Below are 24967 nucleotides of genomic sequence, written 5' to 3'. Positions count from 1 at the left end.
TCCCGCGAGCTGCCCGGCGGGTGTCGGGTGGTCACGAGGTGGTCCGAGCACGGGCGTTGAGGTCGCTCAAACAGGCACGCCGCGCGGCGGCAGGTGACCGGCGGCGTCGACCCGGAGGCCGCCCGCGCGAGCACTGCCCCGCCTAACCTATGGCCTCCCCTGCGCCGACCCGACGGGCGTCGTCGCACCGATGAGGAACCCGGTGAGTTCCTCGTTGACCCGTTCCGCATCGGTGAAGCAGACGAAGTGCCCAGAGTTCGGCAGTTCCACGTATCGGGCATCGGGTATCGCCCCGTGCATGAAGTGCCCGGTCTTGACCCCGACCACCGAGTCGTGCCGGCCCTGCACCACCAAAGTCGGCACGCTGATGTCCGGCAGTCGCCCGCTCAGGTCCTGCTCCGTGAACAGGCTCAGGTACTTCAGCCCGGTCTTCGGGTCCATGCTCTCGCAGCGCAGCAGCAGTGCTGTCAGCTCCGCGGCGGTGGCCGGGTCGATCCGGCCGCCGCCGTCGTTGATGGCCCCAAAGTCCTCCGCCAGGACCTCGGCGAGTTTGTCTATGCGGCCCTTGCGGTTGGCGAACTTGTAGGAGCCGCCTAGCAGGCTCAGGGACAGCACCTGTTCGGGATAGCGCAACGTGTAGTACTCGGCGAAGATGGAGCCCACCGAGGCGCCACCCACGTGAACGGGCTCGGTGATGCCCCGCTCGGCCAGCACGGCACGCTGCAGCTCGGCGACACCGTCGAGGGTCAACGCCGAGGGCACCCGGGTGCGTCCGACGCCTGGTTGGTGGATGACGATGACGCGGAACCGGTCGGCCAACCCCGCCAGCTGCGGGGCGAACATGCCGGCGCCGACGTTGAACGGGTGCATCAGCACCAGCGTCGGCCCGGAGCCGACCTCGAACACCTCGACAGTTCCCTCGGCGACCTCCAGCAGGTGGCAGGCGACCGCAGGGCATATCTCGCGCAGCACCCCGAGGTTGTCGTCGCCGGGCGTGTAACCGGGACGGCGCAGCGATTGACCCAGCTCGGTCAGCTGCCGCCCGAACCACGTCGGCAGCGAGGCGGCAACCGGACGGTAGCGCGCGTCTTGGGCGACGACGCCGGGTGGTGACTCGCGGGTCAGGTTCGGCGCCGAGACCGTGCCCGATGCCGCCGTTGCGATCTGCCGTCCCACCCGGCGCGCCGTCACGGCATCCATGCCCACCGGCACGGCGAGCCGAACGCACCGGTCCCTGCTCGGATGGGCGCCGCCGCCGGACAGGTGTGGTCCGCCCCGTACCCCCGTGGTGTCGTAGAGCCATGCCAGGAACGAGGCGACCGACTCGGTCAACTCGGCGAACCGCGGCATGGCGGCCACGTCGAGCAGGACGCAGTGCGCGCCGTCGGTGCCGACGACCGGCAGCCCGGCCTCGGTCAGCGGCCCGCGCAGCGCACGCACGGCCTCGCAGCGGCGAAGGACCCCATCCCAGACCACGTCTGCACCACGAAGTGCGGTTCGGGCCAGCGCCCGATCGAGTCTGCCGATGTCAGCACCGTGCAACGCCTGGTCGGCGCGGATCCGCTCCCCCAGTGCCGGGTCGCGGGTGGCGATGAGGCCCCCGGAGGCGAGCCCGAAGTCCTTGGACAGGCTGAGGGTGAGCGCATCGGCCAGGGACGCCATCTCGCGGAGGACAGCCCAGGGGTCACGGCCGACCTGGCCCGCCTCCCGCTCGACGATGGCCGCGACGTTGTCGAGCAGACGAGTGGCATCCAGCACCAGCGGCACACCTCGCGCGTGCAGCCGTTGAGCAACAGATCGCAGGTTCGCCAGCGACATCGGCTCGCCACCGCAGGCGTTGGCCCCGGGTTCGACCACGACGAACGCGATTTGCTCGGCGTGCTCGACGAGAGCAGCGTCCAGCACGGCCAAGGGAAGGTCGCCGGCGAAGTCCACTTCCGGGGCCGGTGGATGCACCAGCGCGACCGGCGAGAACCGGCTCTCGGCGAGCGCGACCAGCCAGGTGGGGAAAACCCCGTTGTGCAGCACGACGCCACGTCGGCCCGCCCAGGCACGGCAGAGCAGGCGCTCGGCGGCGCGCCCGCTGGCGGTGGGAAGGACGGTGGGGAACGGCAGCCAGGGCACCTCCATCCGGTCCGGCTGGATGTCCAGGCTGTCAAGCAGCTTCCGCTGCCGGGTCGCGATCCAGGGGTCCTGCCGCTCGGCCCAGGAGTCTGTGATCAGGTCGACGCCGATCACGTCCGGGCTCAATCGCAGGACGTTCCAGTCGGCGGCGGCCAGGGGCGAGTCGGCTTGCGCCGCAGATGAGGGCCGGTCCTTCAAAGCGGTGTCGTGCCGGCGATCGGGGTTCCTGTCGTCGTCACCGGTGACGCCGTCGGTGCTCGCGGGGCGGCCGGCGGCTCGCTGCTCAGGGGAGGCGATCATCAGGAGCACCTCCTCGACCGAGCTGGGCCTGGCCACGGGCTGGCACAGGTAGATCGGCATCTCGATCGGACGGAACTTGCTCTTGAACTGGTAATTGCCGGCGCCGCTGACCCCGGCCTCGCTCAGTCTGCTCAGCGCCCTGACCGCGGCAGGCGAGGCGTTGTCGGACTGACCTACCTGCACGCCGAACGTGGCGCCGAAGCTGAAGATGGTGGCGCCTTCCGCCCGCACCGTGTCGATGATGTGCACGATCGTGAACTCGAGGCCGCCCAGCGGCATCTTCCGGCGGTAGAACTCGACGTCGAGCAGGTAGCCGAACTCACTGGCCATCCTGGTCACGACGACCGCCGCCATCAGGTCACCGTTGAGCCGGGTGAGGAACAGTCGGTGCGCGTCGGGCAGCGCCCCCCGGGCGAGGTCCGATCGGACGCGCGAGACGTAGCGGTTGACGTGCTTCTTGCCGGCCGTCCATTCGTCGACGAGGCCCACGATGGCCGCGTCGGTCGCGGGGTGGGTTCCCGGCCGGTACTCGGTGACGTCGACGGCGCCCTGGCGGGTGAACTTGCTGATGTTGCCTCGGAGTCGTCGCATCCGGCCGCCCTCGATGGTGAACGAGGTCAGATCGGTCAGGTGCTGCACGACACCGAAGGGGGTGGCGGTGCAGGGCTGGCCGGCCAGTTCGGTGAGCCGGACCGGAGACAGGACGTTGACCCGCCGGGCCCGCGACGTCATGTACTGCGCGAAGCGGTCGACCACAGGGATGCGGGCCTCCTCGGGCCCGGTGTAGCCCCACACCAGGGCCGCTCGTTCCGACCAGGCGAACTCGACGTACCCGCTGTGATCGGCGGGAACGAACAGGACCGGGGCGATGTCGCGTCCGGCCAGGCCGCTTTCCACCCCGTAGCTGGCATCGAGCGAGGCGACGGTCGCAGCGAGAGCGGGGTCCGCCGCCAGGTCCCGCTTGTCAATCACCGTGTCACCGTCCTGCCCCGCGACGTGGTTGTCGCCAACGGCGGTTTCGGTCACCGGCGCGACCGGGGCATTGCCCAGCGATTCGGTGAGCATCCCGGTGAGCAGGTCCACGCTGTCGTGGTCGTACACCTGAGCCGCGTCGAGGACGGGACCCAACGCGTCGGTGAGGCGGTGAGTCAGGTCGAGTGTGAAGATCGAGTCCAAACCGAGGGCTCGCAGTGACCCGTCGTCGGTGAGGGTGGACGGGTCGAGGCCCAGCAGGTCGACCAGCTCGGATCGGATCGTACGGCGGATGCGCTCCGAGACGTCCTGCCCGCCACCGCCGCGGGTCCCGTGCTCCTCGACGGGCAGGATGCCGTTGGGGTGAGGACCGGCGGATCCGGTGCCGTTACGACCGCGCAGCGAGGTGGACGCCGGTGCCGGCTCGAGGGCGATGGCGGTGATGGCTGCCGCACGGTGGCCGTTGTCGAGCGAGGGCCGAGGGCTCGCGGGTGGGGCGGCGGCGCCCCGCGTCACCGCGCTCGGCGCGACCACGCCGGCCGCCGCATCGGTGTACCAGTACGTCGTTCGGGCGAGCGCGAACGTCGGCAGCGGCGCCCGGCGGGGACGTACCGCCCACTGCCGGTCCCAGGCGACGTCGTGCCCGGTGAGGAAGGAGTGGACGAGCTGCGCCACCAGCCCCTGCCTCTGCGGTGAGTCGAGGGTTGTCACGGCGGGGTGGTCGACGCGCCGGGCGGCGGCCCGCAAGGCGGCGACGAGGTCGGCGCGGTCGGCGGTGTGCACGACCAGGCGGCTGGGGTGTCCGTCGCGGCCGGTCTGCAGGGTGTAGGCGACGCTGGCGAGGTCGACGGGCTCCGTGCTGATGTGTTCTGCCAACCGGCTCGCATAGTCCGCGAGCCGGGCGGGATCAGGTGCGGACAGCGGAAAGGCCAGCGGGCCGTCGGCCGCCGGCGCGGGGAGCGTCGGGGGCTGTTCCACCACGACGTGGGCGTTGGTGCCACCGAAGCCGAAGGAGCTGATGCCGGCCCTCAGGACGGGCGCCTGCCAGGCGGTGAGCTGATCGGTGATGGTGAGGCTGGTGCCGGCCAGTCGGATGTGGGGATTGAGTTCGGACAGGTGCAGGTGAGGCGGCAGGTGCCGGTGGCGCAGCGCGAGGAGGGCCTTGAGCAGGCCGGCGATCCCCGCGGCTGCCTCGAGGTGGCCGATGTTGGTCTTGACCGAGCCGACGGCGAGCTGTTGCCCGGCGCGTCGCACGGGAAAGGCCTTCTTGATGCCCTCGATCTCGACGGGGTCACCCAGCCTGGTGCCCGTGCCGTGGGCCTCCAGGTAGGAGATGTCGTCTGGGTCGAGGCCCGCGTCGCGGTGGGCGGCGGTCAGGACCTCGGCCTGCGCTCGAGGGTTGGGAGCTGTCAGCGAGGCGGCCCTTCCACCATGGTTGACCGCGCTTCCCCGGATGACCGCGTGCACGTGGTCGCCGTCGGCAAGGGCCCGCGCCAGGGACTTGAGCACCACGGCGCCGGCGCCTTCTCCGCGGACGTAGCCATCCGCGGCCTTGTCGAACGTGGCGCACCGACCGTGTGGGCTGAGCATGCCCGCCTCGGTGAAAGCGGTGAACAGGCCGGGGGTGAGCAGGACGGAAACCCCACCGACGATGGCGGTGTCGCACTCGCCGCTGCGCAACGCTCGGACGGCGCGGTGCAGGGCCACCAGCGAACTGGAGCACGCGGTGTCGACGGCCTCGCTGGGGCCACGCAGATCCAGCAGGTGCGACACCCGGTTGGCCAGCACGGCGTGCGACAGGCCGGTGGCCATGTGCGCCCGGACCGGGATGCCGTCGAGGGTCATCAGGTCCTCGTAGTCGTGGGTCGATACGCCCACGAAGAGCCCTGTCAGGGTGCCCGCCAGGGATGCGGTGGCGTGTCCGGCGTTGGCGATCGCCGACCAGACGCAGTGCAGGAAGAGACGCTGCTGCGGGTCCATCAGCGCGGCTTCCTTGGGCGAGATGCCGAACAGGGTGGCGTCGAACTCGCCGACCTGGTCGAGGAAGCCACCGACCAGGTGGCGGGTGCGGGGGTCGGCGAGCAGCGCCTCGCGGTCTTCGGGAACGTGTCGGACCAGGTCGTGGCCGGCGGCGAGGTGGCGCCAGAAGGTGTCCAGGTCGGGTGACTTGGGCATGATGCCCGCCATGCCGACGACGGCGATGTCGCGGACGCTCTCGCTGGCGGTTGAGGTCGTTGGCGCCGCGTCAGCAGCCGGTGTGGCGCGACGCTCGGTGTGGAGGTAACCGGCGAGTGCCGCCAGGGTCGGGTGCTCGAAGAGGACCGTCGGCAGTATCTCGAGGTCGTAGATCCGGTTGATCTGCTCGGTGAGCTGGGACATGGAGATCGAGTCGAACCCGAGGTCCATGAGCTCGGTGTCGATGTCGACGTCCTTGGCGTCGACGAGCAGGAACGACGCCGCCAAATCGCGCAGTGGCTCCAGCGCGTCTGGTTGGTGCGTGTCGCGGGACGCGTCAAACGGTACGGCTCGGGGCGGCGCCGCAGCGGCTGGCGGCCCTCCCAAGGGCGTGGACGGTTCGGGATCGACGAGTTTTTCGACCACGACGACTGCGGGGTCCCGGCCGGCGAGCAGGGTTTCCAGCACGGCGGTTGCGGTGTCGGAGGTCATCGGGACCATTCCGAAACGGCTGCGGAGCCGATCGAGGACCGCCGCAGGCACACCCATGCCGCCGTCGGCCCACAGCGGCCAGCCGATGGACAGTGTGTGGCCGCGGCGGCGTCCTGCGGCGACCCACGTCGTTCGGGTGGACGCAAACGCGTCGAGGAAGGCGTTGGCATAGCTGTAGTCGACCTGTCCGGGGTTGCCCACGGTCGCCGCGACGGAGGAGAACAGAACGAAGAAGTCCAGCGGGTCCTCCGCTGTAGCCTGGTCGAGGGCGAGCGTGCCGGTGAGTTTCGGGGCGAGGACCTCGGCGATCTGCGCGGGCGTCTTGTCGACGAGGCGGGCGTCGCGGATGACTCCGGCGCAGTGCACGATTCCCCGCAGCGGCCGGTGGCGGCGGGCGTCGGCGAGCGCCTGCGCCAGCGCTGCCGGATCAGCGACGTCGCAGCGCAGGTGACGCACGGTCACTCCCGGCCGGCGTAGAGCGCTGATCCGGTCGGCCTGATCAGCGGTGAGGGCGGAGCGGCCGAGCAGGATGATCTCCGTCGCGCCGCGGGCCGCCAGCAGCGCGGCGATGTGCAACCCGAGTGCGCCGGCCCCTCCGGTGACGAGGTAGGCGCCGTCGGGCCGGACCCAGCCCGGACGGGCGGGGACGGGCCGGTAGGTGCGCATCGCGCCGACCAGGCGGCGACCGGCGCGGTGTTCGACGTCGTCGTCCGTTCCATGGCGCAGTTCGCCCAGGATCTGCCCGGCGGCCGCCGCCGGGTCGTCGGAGGCGACACAGATTCCGGCGCACCCGGTCTCAGCGGTGAGGGTGCGAAGCATCCCTGTCATCGCCGTCAGGTGGGGTTGCTGCTCGGGGTGATCGGACACACGCGCGCACACCACACGGGGCCGGTGGTTGGCGGTGAGCAGGACGACCACGGTTTCCAGGACGTGATGGAACGTCGAGGTCGGGTCGGCGAGGCCGTCGACGTGATCGCGTCCGATGTACGTCACGGCTGCGGGGGCGCGACCGGCGGCCACGAGCTCCGCTGCGATCCTCGCGGCCGTCTCGGGCTCAGCGACGGTGACCTGGACTCCCGAGCCGAGCATTCTGTCGCGCAGTTGGGCGCGCACCGCGCAGTCGACGGCGCCCACGATCAGCACGGAGTCGATGGGGAAGGTGGCGTCACCGAGTGGGCCAGGGCTCAGCTCACGCCGTTCGTACTCGACGCGGGTGGTGGGCCGTGGCGCCGTGTCGTGCTCGTCGATCCAGTAGGCGACAGGCCGCAGCGGAGTGTTGGGTAACGGCGTCGGGGGTGTGGGCGTCGACCAGAGCACCGACCACGGCACGGTGGTCCCGGCGACCCACAGTGCGGCCAGCGTCGACAGGTCCCGTGCGGTGAGGGCATCGGCGAGGTCGCCGGCGGTCGCGTCGCCGGTTCGGACGAGCCCGGGTGCGGCTTCGCCGGCGACGTAGGCACGCAGTGCGGTGACAAGCGCGGGCACGTCGGCGCAGATGACGGCGAGTCGTTCACGGAACGCTCGCCGGCGAGTCTGGCTGGTGCAGGCCAGCGCGGCCAGGGGCGCCGGATCGGACTGTTGCTGCTCGGCGAGCAGCCCGGCGAGCTCCACGAGGCGGGACGCATCCGGTGCCGACAACACGACGAGGTGCTCGTCGTGGCTCGGGCTCCACGTGGTGGGCGCAGCGACGTACTCCTCGACCACCAGATGGGTGTTGGCGCCGCCGGCGCCGAAGGAGCTGACGCACGCCGTACGTGGCGCACCGGACGGCCGAGCCGGCCACGGCCCAGTGGCGCGCACCGGCGCGATCCCCCCGAAGTCGATCTTCGGGTTGGGGGTATGCAGCGAGGCGGTCTGCACCAGCGTGCGATGACGCAGTTGCAGCAGGACCTTGGTGAGGCCCGCGATGCCCGCCGCTCCCTCCAGGTGACCGATGTTGGCCTTGACCGACCCGACGGCACAGCCCTCGGGTGCGTCACCGAGCAGGGAGAACGCACGGGACAAGCCGGCGATCTCGATCGGGTCGCCGAGTTCGGTGCCGGACCCGTGGGCCTCGATGTAGCCGATGTCGCGGGGGCGCACACCTGCCCGGCGCAGCGCGGCGGCAACCACCGCGCCCTGGGCGTGAGGATTGGGCACGGTGTAGCCGCTGGTCTTTCCTCCGGCGTTGACGGCAGAGCCCCGGACCACGGCCCAGATGGTGTCGCCGTCGGCGATCGCGTCGGCCAGCCCTTTGAGCAGGACAGCGCCGACGCCCTCGCCGGGAACGTAGCCGTCGGCTCGGTCGTCGAAGACCTTCAGCTGGCCGTCTGCCGCGAGCATGTTGCGCGAGCCGAGCGCGATGTGGTGCAGCGGGTGGGCGATCAAATTGACGCCGCCGGCGAGCGCCATTCGGCATTCGCCACGTCGGATGCTCTCGCACGCCAGGTGCACGGCGGTCAGCGACGAGGAGCATGCCGTGTCCACGGCGAGGCTGGGTCCGCTCAGGTCCAGGGTGTAGGAGACCCGGTTGGCGATGGACCAGTACGCCGAATGGGCGCCGTTGGCGGAGCCTCTGACCCACGCCATCGCGCCGAGCTCGCCGTAGCCGCCGTACATGGCACCGGCGAACACGCCGGTGGACGGCTCGTGTCGTTCGCCGAGGTAGCCGGCGTTCTCCAGGACCGTCCAGCACGTCTGCAGGAAGAGCCGTTCCTGCGGGTCGATGTCGACGGCGTCCTTGGGAAGCACCCCGAACAGGGCGGCGTCGAATCCGGCCACGTCGTCGAGGAATCCCCCCCACCGCTGGTATTCGCGCAGGCCACGCTGCGGGTCGGTGGTCTGCCGCCAGTCCCACCGCTCGGCGGGGACCTCGCTGATGCCGCGGCGGCCGGCGGCCAGGTTGGCCCAGAACGTGGTCAGGTCCGGCGCGCCCGGGTACCGGCCATCGACTGCGATCACCGCGATCGGCTCGTCCGGCGCTGCCGCCCTCGGGATGGCGGCGTGCGACGGGCCATCGGACGTGCCGGCGGATCGGCCGGTCGACACGGGATGGTCCGGGATCGAAGGGGCGAGCCGCGTGACCATGGCCTCGGGGTGGTCGGCGAGCAGCCGTGCCGCCAGGCGCGCGAGGGTGGTTTCCTCGAACAGCAGGGTGGAGGGCAGTGGACCGAGGTGGCCGGTCAGGTGGTCGAGCAGCCTGGTCCCGATGATCGAGTCGACGCCGAACTCTTCGAAGGTGCTGTGCTCGTCGAGGTCGTCGAGGTCATGACCCAGCACCTCGGCGAAAACACCTCGGACGTAGCACAGGGCGTCGGCGGGTGTCACGCGGGCGCGACGGTCGACGGGATCGGCGGCCGCCGTGGTGGGCACGGCGGTTGGCATCGGGCGGGCAGGGGCGGCCGGCGCCGCGGCCGGTGCCCCGCCGATGCCGAAATGGGCCAGACCGGCGGGGGTGGCGTCGATGACCAGGGCCTGTGGTATTCCGGCGGCCAGAATCCGATCCAGCGCCTCCATCGCGAGGGAGGAATCGAGCGAGCGGATCCCGTCGGCGGCGAGCAGCGATCGGTGTCGGTCGTCGCTGACGGCTCCGGTACTCCCCCAATACCCCCAGTTGATGACGGTCGCCGGCAGACCAGAACGGCGCAGCGACGTGGCGTAGGCGTCTTGGAAGGTGCTCGCGGCGGCGTAGTTGGCCTGCCCGTCCGCGTCGATGAACGACGCCGCGGAGGAGAAGAAGACCAGATGCTGCAAGCGGCGACCCGCGAGGCCCGCCGCAAGGGTCACACTGCCGGCGACCTTGGGAGCCAGTGCGGCTTGCAGGTCCGCGTCGGTGAGGTTGCCCAGGCGCCGGTCGCGCAGCACCCCGGCGCTGTGGAACACGCCAACCAGCTCGCCGTGGCGGTCAGCCTCGGCCAACGCGGCGGCCACCGACGCGGGATCGGCGACGTCGCCGCGCACGTACACCGCGTGTCCGCCGAGGTCACCGACGTCCGCCTGGGCCCGCCGGATCGCAGCGCCGGCTTCGCGGCGGCCGAGCCACACGAGCGTCGCCCCGACGCTGCGGGCAAGATGCCGGCTGACCACGTGGCCGATCCCGCAGGCCCCACCGACCACCAGGTACACGCCGGGCCGGTAGGGCGGGCGGGCCTTGGCCGGTGTGGTGGGCACGAACGACCGGACCAACCTGCGCCCGTCGCGTAGGGCCACGAGCCGATGGCTGCCGTCCTCGGCCGCGATCGCCGCGGCATCGACGGTCGAGGTGTCCGCGCCAACGTCAAGGCAGGTCACGCGCCAGGCGGGCTGCTCGGCGGCGATGGTGCGGGTGAGGCCTATGAGGGCCGCCGCGTGTGGGCGTACCCGTTCGTCGGGCGACGCGCCCACCGCCGCGTCGGTGACGACGGTGAGGTGGATACGGTCCTCGCCTCGTCCGTGGCACAGTAGGCTGCGCACGATCCCGAGCAGGAAGCCAGCGCCGTGGTCGTGGCCCGGCCGCTGGTCGGAGTCGTCTTCCGCGATCAGGTGGATCCGTTCGACGGTCGCCACGAGTGCCTCCCAGCCGGGTGGCGGCACGGCGGCGAAGGGCAGAAGGACGGCGTTGGCGGCGGGCTGCGCGGTCAGGAGGTCCTCGGCCAACGGGCGTCCGGCGGGGCGGCAGAACACGACGACGTCTCCTGTGGCGGGGCTGGCCTCGGGCGCGGATCCAGCTGGCCGCCATGCCGGGACGAAGACCTTTCCCTCCAGCGGGTCGATCGGGAACAGGGTCAGACCGACCACGGTGGCAACGATCAGGCCGTTGGCGTCGGTGAGGTCGATGTCGAAGCGCAGGTGGCCCCGGCGTCGGACCACCGCGTGACGGGCCAGGCTCGGGTCGTGGTGCAGGTGGATGGCGGAGGTCGCCACGGGCAGCACCGGTCCGGCCGTGTCGCCGACGAGGACGGCGGTGGCTTGGAAGGCTGCGTCCACAACGGTGGTGACGGCCTCAGCGGCCGGGGGATGGAGGTCGACCAGGGCGCTGTCGCGGCCGACGCACAGCCCACGCAGCAGACGGAACGTGGCACCGTAGCGCATGTCCGCGCGGTCGAAGTCCTGGTAGAGGGCATCGACGTCGACCCGGTCGGGACAGTCGCGCCGAAGCGCCGCGATGTCGAGCGTCACCGGCGCCGCCTGCGTGGGCCGGGCGACGGTTCCGGTCGCGTGCGGTGTGTCCGGATCTCCCAGCGTGAAGGTCCACCCACCGGCCGACGGGGTCAGGCTGACCGGCAGCCGGCATTCACGGTCGACGGGGAAGGGACGCCGCCACCGCAGGGCCGTCAGGCGTACCGGGTAGCGGGGTTCCCGCAGTCGGGCGAGCGCGTCGGCGACCAGGGCGACGGTCGCGGCGCCGGGCAGCAGCGGACGGCCCGCGATGACGTGATCGGCGACCAAGGGGTGCCGTGGGTCGAGCTGCACGGCCCCGTCCGGGGCCGGTTGCGGCGCGGCGGTTGTGGGCGCAGCGGGCGTCGGCGGGCGGTGGCGCGCGGGCGAGAACGGGTACGTCGGCAGCGGTATCCGCCGTGTCGTGGCTGCGGCGAACCAACCCGACCAGTCCATGGACCTGCCCTCGACAAAGGCGCGGGCGGCCTGCTCGGCGTCGGTCACGGCGATCAGTGTGCCTACCCCGAGGGCTGCCACCGGGCTGGTGGCGACGAAGCAGCCCTGCGGCCTGTCGCCTCGGGCCAGCGCCGTGAGCTTCGCCCTCAGGTCGGCGATGTCGTGTGCCACCACCGCCGCGCGTGCCCGCAGGTGGCGCCTGCCGCGGGCCAGGGTGAAGGCGACGTCTTCAAGGGCCAACTCGGGTGTGAGCGCGGCGGCGACGTCGCGGACAAGGGCCGATCTTTCGGCGTCGGTGCGCGCGGACAGGACGACGGCCTCGGCGCGTGCGGTCTGCGGCGAACGCGGGCGCGGCGGGGGCGCCTGCCCCACCACCAGGTGACAGTTGGTGCCGCTGAAGCCGAAGCTGGACACGGTGGCGATGCGGGTGCCGGATCTTCCCACCGGCCACGGCCGGCCGGCGGGCACCGGGAACAGCGGGCTGCCGGAAAAGTCGATCTTCGGGTTCGCCTCGGCGTAGTTGGCAGTGGGAGCGATCTCGCCGTGCCGCAGCTGCAGCAGGACCTTGATCAGTCCGGCTACCCCGGCGGCCATCGTGGTGTGGCCGATGTTGCCCTTCACCGAGCCCAGGGCGCACCAGGCCTGGTCGCCGGCCCCGCCGGCCCCCAGAACCCGGCGGAGCGCGGCGAACTCGATCGGATCGCCCAGCGGGGTGCCGGTGCCGTGCGCTTCGACGTACGTGATGTCCTCCGGGTTGACACCCGCGTCGGCGTGCACCCGGCGCAACAGCGCGGCCTGCGAGTCCGCGCTGGGGGCGGTGATGCCGTTGGTGCGGCCGTCCCCGTTGACGCCACTGGCCTTGATGACGCCCAGGACCTGGTCACCGTCGCGCACCGCGTCGGTCAGCCGTTTGAGCACGACCACACCGACGCCTTCACCCAGGACGATGCCGTCGGCGGAGGCGTCGAACGGTGCGCTGGTGCCGGTGGGCGACAACATGCCGACCTGGCTGGACCGAACCTGCAGCGACGGGGTGAGCATCAGCGCGACACCACCGGCGACGGCGACGTCCGTCTCGCCGGTACGCAGGCTCTGCGCGGCGAGGTGCACCGCCACGAGCGACGAGGAGCAGGCGGTGTCGACGGCGACGGCGGGACCACGCAGGTCGAGTTGGTAGGCGATGCGTGCCGCGAGGATCGAGCTGGAGCCGCCGAGGAACGCCGAAGCGGTGTCGGCCTTCCCGCTGGCGCGCAACTGGTCGGCGTAGTCGCCGGGTGCGCATCCGACGAACACCCCGCATCGCGATCGTTCCACGGCGTCCCCGGCGTAACCCGCCGCCTCCAGCGCCCGCCACGCCTCGGTGAGGAACAACCGTTGTTGAGGGTCGGTCTGCGCGGCCTCCAGCGGCGACATGTTGAAGAAGCGGTGATCGAAGGAGTCGACCTCGTCGAGCATCGCCGCCCAGCGACTGTAGGTCCGGCCCTCCGCGGTCGGATCGGTGTCGAAGACGGCGTCGACATCCCAGCGTGCCGGACCGACCTCAGCGATGGCGCTGTGTCCGCTGGACAGGTTGGCCCAGAACTCGTCGAGGTTGCCGGCCCCGGGCCACTGGCCCGACATGCCGATCACGGCGATGTCCATCTGACCGCCTGCGGGTGGCTGCTCAGGGGCCGATGATGTCGGACCGGGCCGGGCGTCGCTGGTGTCGGTGCGGGACCTGCCGGCCTCGGTCCGGGTCTCCGTGCCGGACTTGTGCTCGGGCGGGGTCCTCACGGGCGCGTCGGTGACCGTCACGGGCGCGAGCCCGATGGTGCTCCCCTGCGCGGCGTGCGGTGCCGCCAATGTGGGGGCGGCTGCCGCGGGAGCGCCGCCCCCTGGGGCGGACGGTCGGGGTTCGGCCCGCACCGACTGCACCAGTGACTGTCGGGCGGCGACGGTGGTGAGGACGTGCTCGGTGAGCCTTTCGATGGTCGGGTGGTCATAGACGGCGACGGACTCGATGTCGGTGCCGAAGGCGCGGTTGATGTGCAGCACCACGTCGACCGCGCCGATGGAGTCGAGGCCCATGTCGCTGAAGGTGCGGCTCGCGTCGAGTTCGGAGCGGTCCAGGTACAGCTGATCGGCCAGGGTTCGCACGACGACGTCGAGGACCTCGTCCCGCCTGACCGACGGGTGGGCAGCGGGTGGCGCTGGGGTCAGTACGGGTGAGGTGGCGGTGGGCGGCCGTAGTGGCGCCAGGTCGACCATCGCGGGCGCCGCCGGCACCACCGGCGCCGCGGGCAGGGGCTGCGCGACCGCGGGCCGGTACGTGTCTGCTCCGAGAAGGTCCGCGTGAGGCGCCTGCGCTGGCCGATGGTCGGGATGCGCCGGCGTGACCGCGGATCCGAGGCGGTCGCGGACCAGCTGCACCGCGTCCTCGCCCAGCACCCTGTCGTGCATGGCCAGTTCCACCTCGATGACGCTGGGGAGGCTGTCGAGGGTGGGTCGGGCCAGCTCGGCCTTGAGTTCCCGCAGCGCCCTGCCGGGCATGGCGGCGATGGCATGGGCCAGGTTGAGGGCGCTGGGGAGCACGTCCGCGGCGTCGGCGAACCGGACCTGGGCCCCGCGGCGCTCGAGCTCGTCACCGGCATAGGCACGTCCGGTGAGCAGCATCTCCGTGGCGAGGGCTCGCCCGAATCGGTGGGCGAGGATGTGGGTGGCTCCCATGCCGGGGGTGAAGCCGTACTTGAGGAAGTTGGCGGCGTAGGTGGCGGATCGTGACAGGACGACGAGGTCGGCGTAGAGGGGGAAGGCGAGACCTCCACCGGCGGCGTGACCGCCGACGGCGGCGATGACCGGCAGCGGGCAGGTGATCAACCCCTCGTAGACGAAGGACGCGTCGGTGAAGGTGCTGTTCTTCGCCGCCAGTTCCGCCAAGGCGCCGGGTTCACCTCCCATGCAGAACACCGGCGGTCCCCCGGTGAGCACGACGACGCGGACGTCGTCGCGGCGGGCGAGTTCGGTGAAGGACTCCTCGAGCCCGGCCAGCAGGGCATCGCTGAACATGTTGCGGTTCGCCTCGTCGCGCATCGTCACGAGCGCGATACCCGTCTCGGTGACGGTCAGGTCCACGGGCCCCTCCGGGTGTGTCGTCCTCGGTGGCGCGTCCTTGTCGCGGCGGTCCGCCGCCCAGGCGCCGAGCCAGCAGCGCTCCTCTGGCAGTGGTGTGGCGGGCAGGCTGATGCGGCGTCCACCGCGGGGATGGGAAGGCCAGGTCAGGCGTGCCCCGCGCACCCATCGGCTGGCCACCTCGCGCAGGTCGCCGGCGGCGAGCAGCTCGGCGATCTCAGGGTCACTCGGTGCCTCCTCCGGTGCGAGGCCCCGCATCCACCGGTCGGTGCCGGACAGCTCGGCCAGCTCGCGCAGACGGTCGAGCAGTTCGGGCACGGACGTCACGACCACCGCGGCTCTGGCGCGCATGGCGCGCCGCCCAGCGCTCAGGGTGTGTGCGATGTCGGCCAGGGTGGGTCCGGACGGGGCCGTTGCGGGGAACTCGCCGATGGTGAGGTCGACGTCGAGGGGAGCGTCGGTGCCGGTGAGGCGACCGAGGGTGGTGAGTGCCGCAGGGTCGAGGCCGAGGTCGGCCAGGGTGGCGTTCGGGTCGACGTCCTCGGGCGCGAGTCCGAGCAGGCTGGCGATCTCGGCACGGACCACGTCGAGATCCGCGACGCACGCCGCCTGCTGGTCGGTCAGTGCCGTGCGCAGCCGGGTGGCGAGAAGCTTCAATGTGGCCTCGTCCGGGGCGGACAACAGGATCAGTTCGGGCTGGCCGGTGCGGGAGAGGTGGCGGGGGCGGTGCGGAGGGCTCTGCACGATGACGTGGGCGTTGGTGCCTCCGGCGCCGAAGGCGCTGACACCTGCTCGCAGTACCCCGTCCGGTGATTGCCAGGGCGCCGTGCGCGTCTGCACGGTGATTCCCGTCGAGGCGAAGTCGATGTGTTCGTTGGCCGGCGTGGCGTGCAAAGACGCGACGAGCTGCCGATGGCGGATCTGCAGCAGGACTTTGCTCAGTCCTGCCACGCCTGCGGCCGCCTCCAGGTGCCCGATGTTGGACTTGACCGATCCGACGGCGCGGGTCACCGGCGGGGCACCGACGCCCGTGAAGGCCTTGTGCAGGCCGGCGATCTCGATGGGGTCGCCGACGGACGTGCCGGTGCCGTGGGCCTCGAGATAGGTGACGCTGGCGGGCGGGACGCCGGCATCGGCCAGTGCGGCGCGAATGAGGGCGGCCTGCGCGCCGGGTGCGGGGACGGTGAAACCGCTGGTGCGGCCGTTGTGATTGACGGCGGAACCGATGATGACCCCGGCGATGGCGTCGCCGTCGGCCACGGCCCGCGCCAGTGGTTTCAGGACGACGACGCCCACGCCCTCGCCCGGCACGTAGCCGGTGCCGCCTGAGCCGAAGGCGCGGCAGCGTCCGTCGTCGGACAGGAACCGGTCTGCGGCCAGTTGCAGGTACTTCTGCGGGTGTGGGGCGAGGTTCACTCCCCCGGCGAGGGCGACGTCGGATTCACCGCGTCGGATGCTCTCCACGGCCAGGTGCACCGCCACGAGGGATGACGAGCACGCGGTGTCGACGGCGAGGCTGGGTCCGGTGAGTCCGAAGCAGTAGGACACCCGGTTGGCGATCGCGGAGTGCAGGGCGGTCGGTGCGACCCCGTGCTCGTCGCGCAGCAGCTGGTAGTGGTTCCACATGACACCGGCGAACACCCCCACGCGGCTTGCGGTCAACGTCTCCGGGGGGTAGCCCGCGTCTTCCAGGGCGCGCCACGACTCGGTGAGGAACAACCGCTCCTGGGGGTCCATGTACTCGGCCTCCCGACGGGAGATGCCGAAGAAGGCAGGACTGAACTGGTCGATGTGGTCGAGGAATCCGCCCCAGCGGCTGTAGGTGCGCCCGGGTGCGCCCCGGTCCGGGTTAAAGAGCGGCGTGTGGTCCCAGCGGGCGGTGGGGACCTCGGTCACGCAGTCGCGCTCCTCGGCCAGGTTGCGCCAGAACTCGCGCAGGTCGGCGGCGGCTGGGTATCGCCCGGACATGCCGATCACGGCGACGGGTTCGCCATGGCCGCGGGACGGCTCGGATGGTGTCTGCGTCCTCTCCGGTGGTGTGCTCGGCGTGCCTCCGGTCGCGACGGCGCCAGGTGCGTCGACGCCGTACGTATCGTGCGGGCGCGCGTTGCCGTGCAGCACCCGTTCGATGGCGCTCGGGGCTCCGTGGGCGACCACGACGTGCGCCGCGGACGAGCGCAGCGCGAGGTCCAACGCTGCCAGACCCGCGTCGGTGGTCAGCGACACCAGGTCCGCATCGTGGTGGTCGGCGGCCCTCACCGCTCCCATGCCGCCGTCGACCCAGTGCGGCCAGGAGATCGACAACCGGGACAGCGGGTCCGCGGCGGCACGATGATCCAGGTAGGCGTTGGCGAAGGCGTAGTCGCTCTGACCCGGGTTGGCGATGACCGACGACAGTGACGAGAAGAACACGAGCAGTTCGGCCGGCTCGTCGGCGAGTGCCTGCTCGATCGCGCGAACGCCGTCAACCTTGGGGGCCAGCACCGGCGCGCACTGGGCGGGCTGCTTGCGGAAGTGCACCACGTCGTCGATGACGCCGGCGAGGTGGAAGACCGCGTGGAGTCGACCGTAGACGATGCGGGCGAGCTCGACCGCAGCGGCGAGCTCCTCGGCATCCGTGACGTCGGCTCGGGTGTACTGCACCTGCCCGCCGGACGACCGCCAGGCCGCGATGGCGGCGGTGAGGTCCTCGTCGGGGTCGCTGCGGCCGACCAGCACGACGCGGGCGTCGTATCGCTCGATCAGGTGAGCGGTCAGCAGCCGGGCCAGTCGTCCCCCACCACCGGTGACGAGGCAGACGGGCGCGCGCCGCAGCCGAGACGGCCGATCGGCGGTGAGGTGCTCGAGGGCGGGCGTCTCACGGAAGCCGCCGGTGTGACGGACCTCGGTGTGGTCGGTGTGGCCGGTCTCGGCGTTCACGATGCCGGCCAGGGTCGCGATGTCCTCTTCCGCGTCGAGAAGGACGGTCCGGCAGACCAGGACGGGTGTCTCGGCGGCGATGGTGCGGGCGAGGGCGGCCACGGCCTGCCGCGCTTGCGCACCCGGCCCGCCGTAGGCGAGGTAGTGCAGCGGGATCGGCCGGGTCGGGCGGGTGCCGAGCAGGGCCGCGGCCACAGATCGCAGCAGGTCGTGTGCGCGCGCCGCATCGGTCTCCGGGCGGGTGTGATGATCCAGGACGCATACCGCGACCGTCCCGGTGTCATCGCCGCGCAGCGCGGTGAGGTGTTCGTCCAGGGCCGCGGCCGACAGGTACCTACCGTCCGGGCCGGCGTGGACGACCTCCACGCCCCGGTCCCCTGCCGGCAGGGCGCCGAGCAGCTCATGGGCGTGGGCGCTGTCGGTGGCGAGGATCAGCAGCGGTGGTGAGGCCGACGGGCTCGACATCGGGGCGGCGCGCCACACCCGCCGGGCGACCAGGGTGGTGGCCGGCGCCGCCACCGTGGGCGTCGACGGTACGGCCGACGCCACGGGCGCAGGTGGGGCGGGGCGCACCGGAGGGCCGTAGGCTGCGGCGAGATGCTGGGCGAGCTCGGTGATGGTGCCGAACTCGAACAGCAGGGTGGGGTAGGTGCCGCCGTTGACGATGGCCTGCAGTTCGTCGCTGACCGCCAGCATGCTGACGGAGTCGAGGCCCTGGTCGTAGAAGCCGTGGGTGACGGAAACCTCGGTGGTCGGCCGGTCCAGCCGGCGACCCACCAGGACACGCAGGTGCTCGACATACGCGTCAGCGATGGCGTCGAGGGCGGAGGTTGCTTCGGCGTCGGATCGGGGTGCGGGCGTGGACGTCCTTGGTGAGGGCGTGCCACCGACGAGGTTGGTGATCAGCCCCGGCTGCCGGATCCTCTTGCAGGTCAGCTTGGTGAACTCGGCTACCAGGCCGCCGTCCGGGTCGTGGATCCGGTAGCTGTTGTGCATGACGTCGCCCGACGGGGCGTGGCTCTCCCGCTGCGGAACATGCACCAGGCAGCGCCGTCCACCCGGCCTGGGAATGCGGACCATCTCGATGGAGATGGGGATGAAGGGGGCATCAAGCACCGGCGTGCGCGCGAACGCCACCAGGGTCGACGCGTCGAGCAGCGCGGGGTGCAGGTGGAACAGATCCGCGTGTTCCCGGGTGGAGGCGTGCACGCTCAGGTCGGCGACGAGCCGTTCACCGTCGAGGTACATCGCGCCGAAGGCCTGCATGGGTGCCCCGTGCACGATGTCCTCGCTGCGGGCCTGGACATACAGGTCATCGACGTCACGGACGTGCTGCTGCCCGGCGAGCAGCGCGGTGGTGTCGACCCGGTCGTCCTCGGCGTGCTCGAGGTGCACTCGTGCGGTCATGTTCGGTCGCCACGACCCGACCGGTTGACCGTCCCGGCTCCTGCGGCTGGTGATCGTGACCCGACCCTCGTCAGCGTCGCTCGGATCGACGTGTACGTGCACCTCCCGGTCATACCCGTCGTCGGTGGCGATCGGTTCGGTAAACAGAACGTCGCGGACCACCACCGACTCGGGCGCTACCCCGCGCCCGGCGAGCGCGCGGTAGAGCACGTCGAGCAGCGCGACGCCGGGAAGCACGCTCACGTCGTGGACGCGGTGGTTACGCATGACGAAGTCCGTGTGGGACACCGTCAACCGGGACGACACCGCCGGAACAGGCATGCCTGCTTCCCTTCGGTTCAGCGTGGCGGTACGGAGACAGGGCGGGCCAGCTCGATCGCGGCAACCGGACACAGACGGAGCGCTTCCTCGACGCGTGGTAGCGATCCTGCGTCCACCTGCGACACGAGCAGTTGCACGACGCCGTCTCTCGGGGACTGGTCGAAGATGTCGGGAGCGACCGAGGCGCACATGCCGGATCCGCAGCACCTGTCCTGGTCGACGACCACCCGCGAGGGTGCACTCACCAGGTCACCGGCAACGAGTCGACGCCGAACAGGCCGACGGTGTTGGGGCGCAGGGGAACGTCGGAGACCGGCACGGACAGGCGCAGCGTCGGAAAGCGTTCGAACAGCATGCGGAAGACGACGTCGAGTTCCATCCGGGCGATCGCATGACCGAGGCACTGGTGGGCGCCGAAGCTGAACGCGACGTGGTTGCGGGCGGAGCGGCGTACGTCGAAGCGGTCGGGTTCGGGGAACGCTTCGGGGTCGCGGTTGGCGGCCTCGAGCACGAAGACGACGCCCTCACCGGCGCGGATGACGTCGTCGCCGACCGGGATGTCGGCGACCGCTGCCCGTTGGATGGGGTTCTGCACGATCGTCTGGTGCCGCAGGATCTCCTCCACGGCGATCGGCCAACCCTCGGGATCGGCCAGCAGCAGGTCGAGCTGGTCGCGGTGCTCCATGAGCGCGAATGTCCCCAGGCCGATCATGGTGGCGGTGGTCTCGTGGCCGCCGACCAGCAGGATGAGGGAGATGGTGACCAGTTCGTCGCGGGTCAGATTGCCGGCCTGCAGCTCTTCGACGACGAGCCGGCTGATCAGGTCGTCGCTCGGCGTCTGTTCCCGCTTGGCGACGAGCTCGGTGAGGTAGGCCATGATGGCGCCCATCGCGCCGAGCATCTGCTCCTGCGTGCTGGTGGTGTCGATCATGGCGCGGGTGTTGGTCTCGAAGACCTCCCGGTCCTCGTACGGCACACCGAGCAGTCCGCAGATCGTGCGTGAGGGAACGGGGAAGGCGAGATCGCGCACGATGTCGGCGGACCCGGCGCTGGCCATGTCGTCCAGGCACTGCCCCACCACGGACTCGACCTCGGGTCGCAGTTCCCGTGCCCGTCGAAGGGTGAAGTCCTTGCTGAGCATTCGACGGATTCGGTAATGAGCCTCCCCGTCGGCGCGCATGAAGGTGCCCTTCAGGGGAGACTCGAACGCTCCGGCGTAGAGGAACGGGTAGCCGGGAGCGGTCTCGTCCGCGCTCAGGCGTTCGTCGTCCAGCAGTCGGCGCACCTCGTCATGACCGGTGACGAACACCGCCGGCAGGCCACTGGGCAGCCGGACGCGGTGCAGCCGACGTTCCGCCTGCAGCTTCAGGTACGCGTGCGGCGGGTGGAAGGGACTGGTTCTGGTGGCGGGGAATTCACTGAGATGCTGCTGGTCGTCGATCATCTCGGTCATGCCGCGAGTCTGCGGACTGCGACGGCCCGCGCCCGCTCAATTGTGTGCACGGCTGGTGGGTTGGTCGGTGATGCCATCAGAGGCAGACCACGCCGAGCGTTTCAGGAGGCCTAGTGGATTTTGATGGCGTCGAGGGACTGCGCGCCGAGGGAGTCACCCGCGTCGACGGCAGGACGATGCTCGAACACGCCGGCGGTAGACAGCGGATCAAGGAGTTCGTCGAGTGCTTCCATCAGGCGGCTCTGGACGATGATCTTCTCGGCGAGATGTTCTACCGGGGCAAGCCGGCGCACACCGCACATCTGGCGGCGTTCTTCGAGGAGATCATGGGCGGACGTCAGGGATACACCGCACATCACGATGGCGTGGCCGGGTTGTTCCAGGCGCACGCGGGCCTGCGCATCACCGAGGAGCAGCGGGCGCGATTCGTGGAGTTGATGATGGCGGCCGCCGTGCAGGCGGGGCTGCCCTCCGACGAGCGTTTCCGATCGGCACTGCGGGCGCGCATCGAGCAGGGTTCGAGGTTCTCCACCGTGCTGTCGCAAGACGGGGCCTCGCCGTTGTCGCCATGGCCGCCGGTCGGCACCTGGGACTGGTGAGCGGGCGGTGGTGACCGGGTGGGTGCCGCTCATCCGGTTCACCGCCTCCGCCTGGCACTCCACGACGAAACCAGATGGGGCTGCGCGACGAATGGGGCTCTTCACAATGCAATGCAGAGTGTCTTCGGTGACGCTGATGCGCCGATTGTCGTCGAACTCGCGCAACGACCAAATCTACAAGGCGTTCCGGGAGGTCGGGCGCGTGATGCGGACCGTGGCACTGCTGCGGTTCCTCGCCGACTTGGGGCTGCAGGCACGGGTGACCGCGGCTACCAAGAAAACCGAGGCCTACGACGGGGTTCTCGGCCTAGAGGCCGGTTCGGTAACCAGGGCGTGATCGCCGAGAACGACCCGGCCGACCAGGAAAGCCGGTCAAATGGAGCTCGCTGCTGTGCAACCTGATCGTGTTCCACACCGCGAAAGACATGATGGAGGTCATCCGGCAGCTGGTTTCCGAGGGGTGGCAGGTGACCGGTGAGGATCTGGCCAGCTCTCGCCCTACCTGACCTGCCATATCCTCCGGTTCGGCGCCTACGCAACCGACGAGCTCCACATCCCGCCGGACGTGTTCGACCCCGCGCTGGACGACGTCGACTTTGGCGGCGAACAGCCCGCGGCCGCGTAGCAGGGCACGGCAACGCAGCAGAGGGTGGTTTAGCGCCTGCCCCATGCCGGGCGACACTGGAGGGCCGAGGACCTCCATGGCTCACGCAGCACGCGTATCCCACGCACATGTCCGCGGCCGGGCCCTCGTCCGGGATCGGCGCCGGCTCGATGCTGGCGGCAGCGCGGCTGGACCATCCCGGCGCGCGTTGCCGGCGGGGCGTCGGCGATGCTGTAAGCGTGGAGTACGTGTCCAGAGTGCCGCGGCCGCCGCTGGACGGGCTGATCGACGAACTTTTACTACCTGGAGGGTGCGTCGCCGTACGCCCGGTTGACGCTGCCGGCAAGTCCGGCGGCGCTGCTCATCGTCAACCTCGGGGCACCGTTCCTCATTTGCCGCGATTAGACCAGCTCCCATCGGCGGCGTGCACGCCGGTTTCGAGGCCGCCAGTACCTGCCCACACCCGGTGCGCCGGTACCGGCGGATCGTCACCAGCAGGGTGGTCGCGAGCCAGTCCAGCGGCTCGTGCGCCAACTCCCGCGTGACGGCGTCCCGAGGTTTTCCCTGCACACCCGGCAGCGTCGGCACCAGCCCTCGGTGCCGTCATCCGCCCCCAGGGACCCGGCACGCCAGGACCGCACGATCGGGCTCCAGACGCTGACCGACCACGACCAGGCCGAGTTCATCCAGGCGGCAGAACGTGGTCAGGTCAGGGCAGCCGAAGTTAGCGTCAGGCACGTCGAGGTCTTCCAGCACCAGCGACTACACCCTCAACTGTGGAGAGCCACGAATGGCGGGCACTGCTCGGGCACCCGCGAAGGGTCTGCCGCGAGCATGTCGGGCAGTGGCTAACCCAGGGGTCAGGACCAGCGGTAGACCCGGTGGAAGTCGGTGACGTGGTCCAGCACCAGCAGTCCCCGACCATCCAGGCATTTGCGGTACACGTCGTCGTAGGGATCCGGGTCGAAACGGACGTGGCGGTGGCCGGGCATGCGCTGCAGGCTCAGCTCACTGATGAGCTCGTACTCCTCGGTGCTGAGCGGGTGGCGGGATTCGATTGCCGCCGCGATGCCCATGGCACCGACGATCCGGCTGGCCTCGGCGCCGGTGACTCCGCTGTAGAACTCCGAGGCACATCCGGACCCGTAGGAAAACAGCCCCAGCCGGGACGGTCCATTGAGCGGCGCGTGGTCGATCAGAGAGCACAACGCGACGTAGAGCGCGGCCGAGTAGACGTTGCCGATCTGCGCGCCATAGCGGAGCGAGTGCGCGAGACGGCGCTGGAAGTCGGCCTCTACCTCGTCGGGCCTCATGCCGTACAAGCTGCGCAGAAGGGTCCGGTGGGCGCCCTTGACCATCCCCCCGAACGGCATGTGGAACGCGAGGTGGTCAAAGGTGGTCAGAAAGTCGCTGCCACGCACGCGATCGGCGTACATGGCGTAGCTCTCCTTCAGGCAGTGCAGGTACGACATCAGCGACAGGTCGGAGTCGCCGGCTTCCAGGTCGGGGCGTGGCCGGGCGGTGTCCATCACCTCGTAGCTGTGGTACCCGCTCGCCCCCTTGTCGAGCGTCAGGACCCGCGGATCCTCCCCGAGGATCATGGCGACGGCACCGGCACCCTGGGACGGTTCCCAGTACGTGTTCTTGTCGATCTTCGCGGCAGCGTCGGTGGCGATGACGAGTGCCTTCATTCCGGTGATCGGAGTGTTGGCGATGAGACCGGCCGCGGTCTGTACGGCGGCCGTTCCGCCGTAGCAGGCGTGCTTGACCTCGAAGGAGCGGCAGCGGCGCGACAGCCCCAGGTAGTCGTGCACGTAGGTGCTCAGTGCCTTGCCGAAGTCGACCCCCGATTCGGTGCCGACGATGACCGCTTCGATGCGGTCGCGTTCGTCGTCGCCGAGGGCGTCGATCAGCGGTTTGGCGGCGTTGACCGCGTTGGTGACAGGATCCTCGCAGGGCAGGTTGACGGACTTGCTGTCCATCATCAGGTTGTCGAAGCGCCGGGTGTCCAGGCCACGAACCTCGAAAAGGGTTCGCGCCGACATCGACGCCCGGCCCGGGTAGACGTTGATCGCGTCGATACCGATGGCTGCCACAGCTCACTCCGCTCGTGATCCGATGGGCACTGTTGGGCTCGGCACGGACAGTTCCCTGCCGATGGCGGCACAGACGTGCTCGGCGGCCGCCGTCAGGTAGAAGTGGTCCCCGGTCAGCACCCGCAGGCGGAAACCCCGGTCGGTCACGTCCCGCCAGGCGAGCATCTCGGCCGGGGTGACCAGTGGGTCGCTGTCGCCGGTCAGGGCGGACACCGCAACCGGTAGTCGCCTCGCCGACGCCGCGTAGGTTTCATTGACCTCGAAGTCCGCGCGAATCGTCGGCAGCAGTGCACGGAGCAGACCGTGATGCGCCAAGACCTCGGTCGGGATGCCGTTGAGGGTGTTCAGGTAGGCGACGAACGCGTCGTCGGTGAGGTGCCGAGTAGCGCCCTGGCGAGCCGGCAGGTGCGGCGGACGGCGCCCGGAGACGAACAGGCGCATCGGTGGCAGGCCGCGGTCACACAGCCGTGCGCACACCTCGTAGGCCACGGCGGCGCCCAGGCTGTGCCCGAACAGGGCGAACGGCTGGTGAAGCCGGGGAACGATCTCCTGCAGCACCTGTTCGACCAGGCTGGTCATCTCCCGGTGGGGACGTTGCTGCCAGCGCGACTCCCTGCCGGGCAGCACGACGGGGCACACCTCCACGTCCGGGGACAGCCTGTCGCGCCAGGGCCGGTAGGCAGCCCCGCCACCACCGGCGTGGGCGAAGCAGAACAGCCGCACCCCGGCGGGTGGATCCGGCGGGCCCGTCAGCTGTGCGGTCACGCGGCTCCTCGCTTGCGGTATGGAGTGCCCACGGTAGGGCTGCGTGCCGGTCGAGCGATGC

At 70.7% G+C, this 24967-nt stretch carries 7 protein-coding genes and 1 pseudogene; 2 read left to right on the top strand and 6 right to left on the bottom strand.

The window, feature by feature from the left end; all coding sequences use genetic code 11:
* Positions 1 to 147: 147 nt before the first annotated feature.
* Genes JOD64_RS26905 through JOD64_RS26895 form a run of 3 tightly spaced genes read right to left on the bottom strand, consistent with a single transcriptional unit; the run spans position 148 to position 20842 of the window.
* Entirely contained in the window at positions 148 to 19389 is a 19242-nt protein-coding gene (locus tag JOD64_RS26905) for an SDR family NAD(P)-dependent oxidoreductase (RefSeq protein WP_204944796.1), read from the bottom strand.
* Positions 19390 to 19406: 17 nt separating this feature from the next.
* Entirely contained in the window at positions 19407 to 19616 is a 210-nt protein-coding gene (locus JOD64_RS26900) for a ferredoxin (RefSeq protein ID WP_307813998.1), read from the bottom strand.
* Positions 19617 to 19630: 14 nt separating this feature from the next.
* On the bottom strand, positions 19631 to 20842 hold the full coding sequence (locus JOD64_RS26895) for a cytochrome P450 (RefSeq protein ID WP_204944795.1): 1212 nt from the start codon (positions 20840 to 20842) through the stop codon (positions 19631 to 19633).
* Positions 20843 to 20955: 113 nt separating this feature from the next.
* On the opposite strand from JOD64_RS26895, the gene JOD64_RS26890 reads away from it, so the two are divergent.
* Both JOD64_RS26890 and JOD64_RS26885 read left to right on the top strand, forming a co-directional pair.
* Positions 20956 to 21441 carry a group II truncated hemoglobin gene (locus JOD64_RS26890; RefSeq protein ID WP_204944794.1) on the top strand — a complete coding sequence of 162 codons (486 nt, stop codon included), beginning with the start codon at positions 20956 to 20958 and terminating at the stop codon, positions 21439 to 21441.
* A gap of 127 nt (positions 21442 to 21568) precedes the next feature.
* A complete protein-coding gene (locus JOD64_RS26885; protein WP_204944793.1) occupies positions 21569 to 21778 on the top strand; it encodes a Tn3 family transposase in 210 nt (69 codons plus the stop codon).
* A 717-nt stretch (positions 21779 to 22495) separates the two neighbouring features.
* On the opposite strand, the pseudogene JOD64_RS26880 reads toward JOD64_RS26885, so the two are convergent.
* The 3 genes and pseudogenes from JOD64_RS26880 to JOD64_RS26870 form a co-directional block, all read right to left on the bottom strand.
* A pseudogene (locus JOD64_RS26880) lies at positions 22496 to 22783 on the bottom strand (ISL3 family transposase); the annotation flags it as partial.
* Positions 22784 to 22905: 122 nt separating this feature from the next.
* Positions 22906 to 24141 carry a hydroxymethylglutaryl-CoA synthase family protein gene (locus JOD64_RS26875; RefSeq protein ID WP_307813692.1) on the bottom strand — a complete coding sequence of 412 codons (1236 nt, stop codon included), beginning with the start codon at positions 24139 to 24141 and terminating at the stop codon, positions 22906 to 22908.
* Positions 24142 to 24144: 3 nt separating this feature from the next.
* Positions 24145 to 24906: a thioesterase II family protein gene (locus tag JOD64_RS26870; RefSeq protein WP_204944792.1), complete on the bottom strand. Its 762-nt coding sequence runs from the start codon at positions 24904 to 24906 to the stop codon at positions 24145 to 24147.
* Between the last annotated feature and the right edge of the window lie 61 nt (positions 24907 to 24967).

It is taken from the genome of Micromonospora luteifusca, from assembly GCF_016907275.1.
GTDB lineage: Bacteria > Actinomycetota > Actinomycetes > Mycobacteriales > Micromonosporaceae > Micromonospora > Micromonospora luteifusca.
This window is presented reverse-complemented; position numbering and strand designations above follow the sequence as displayed.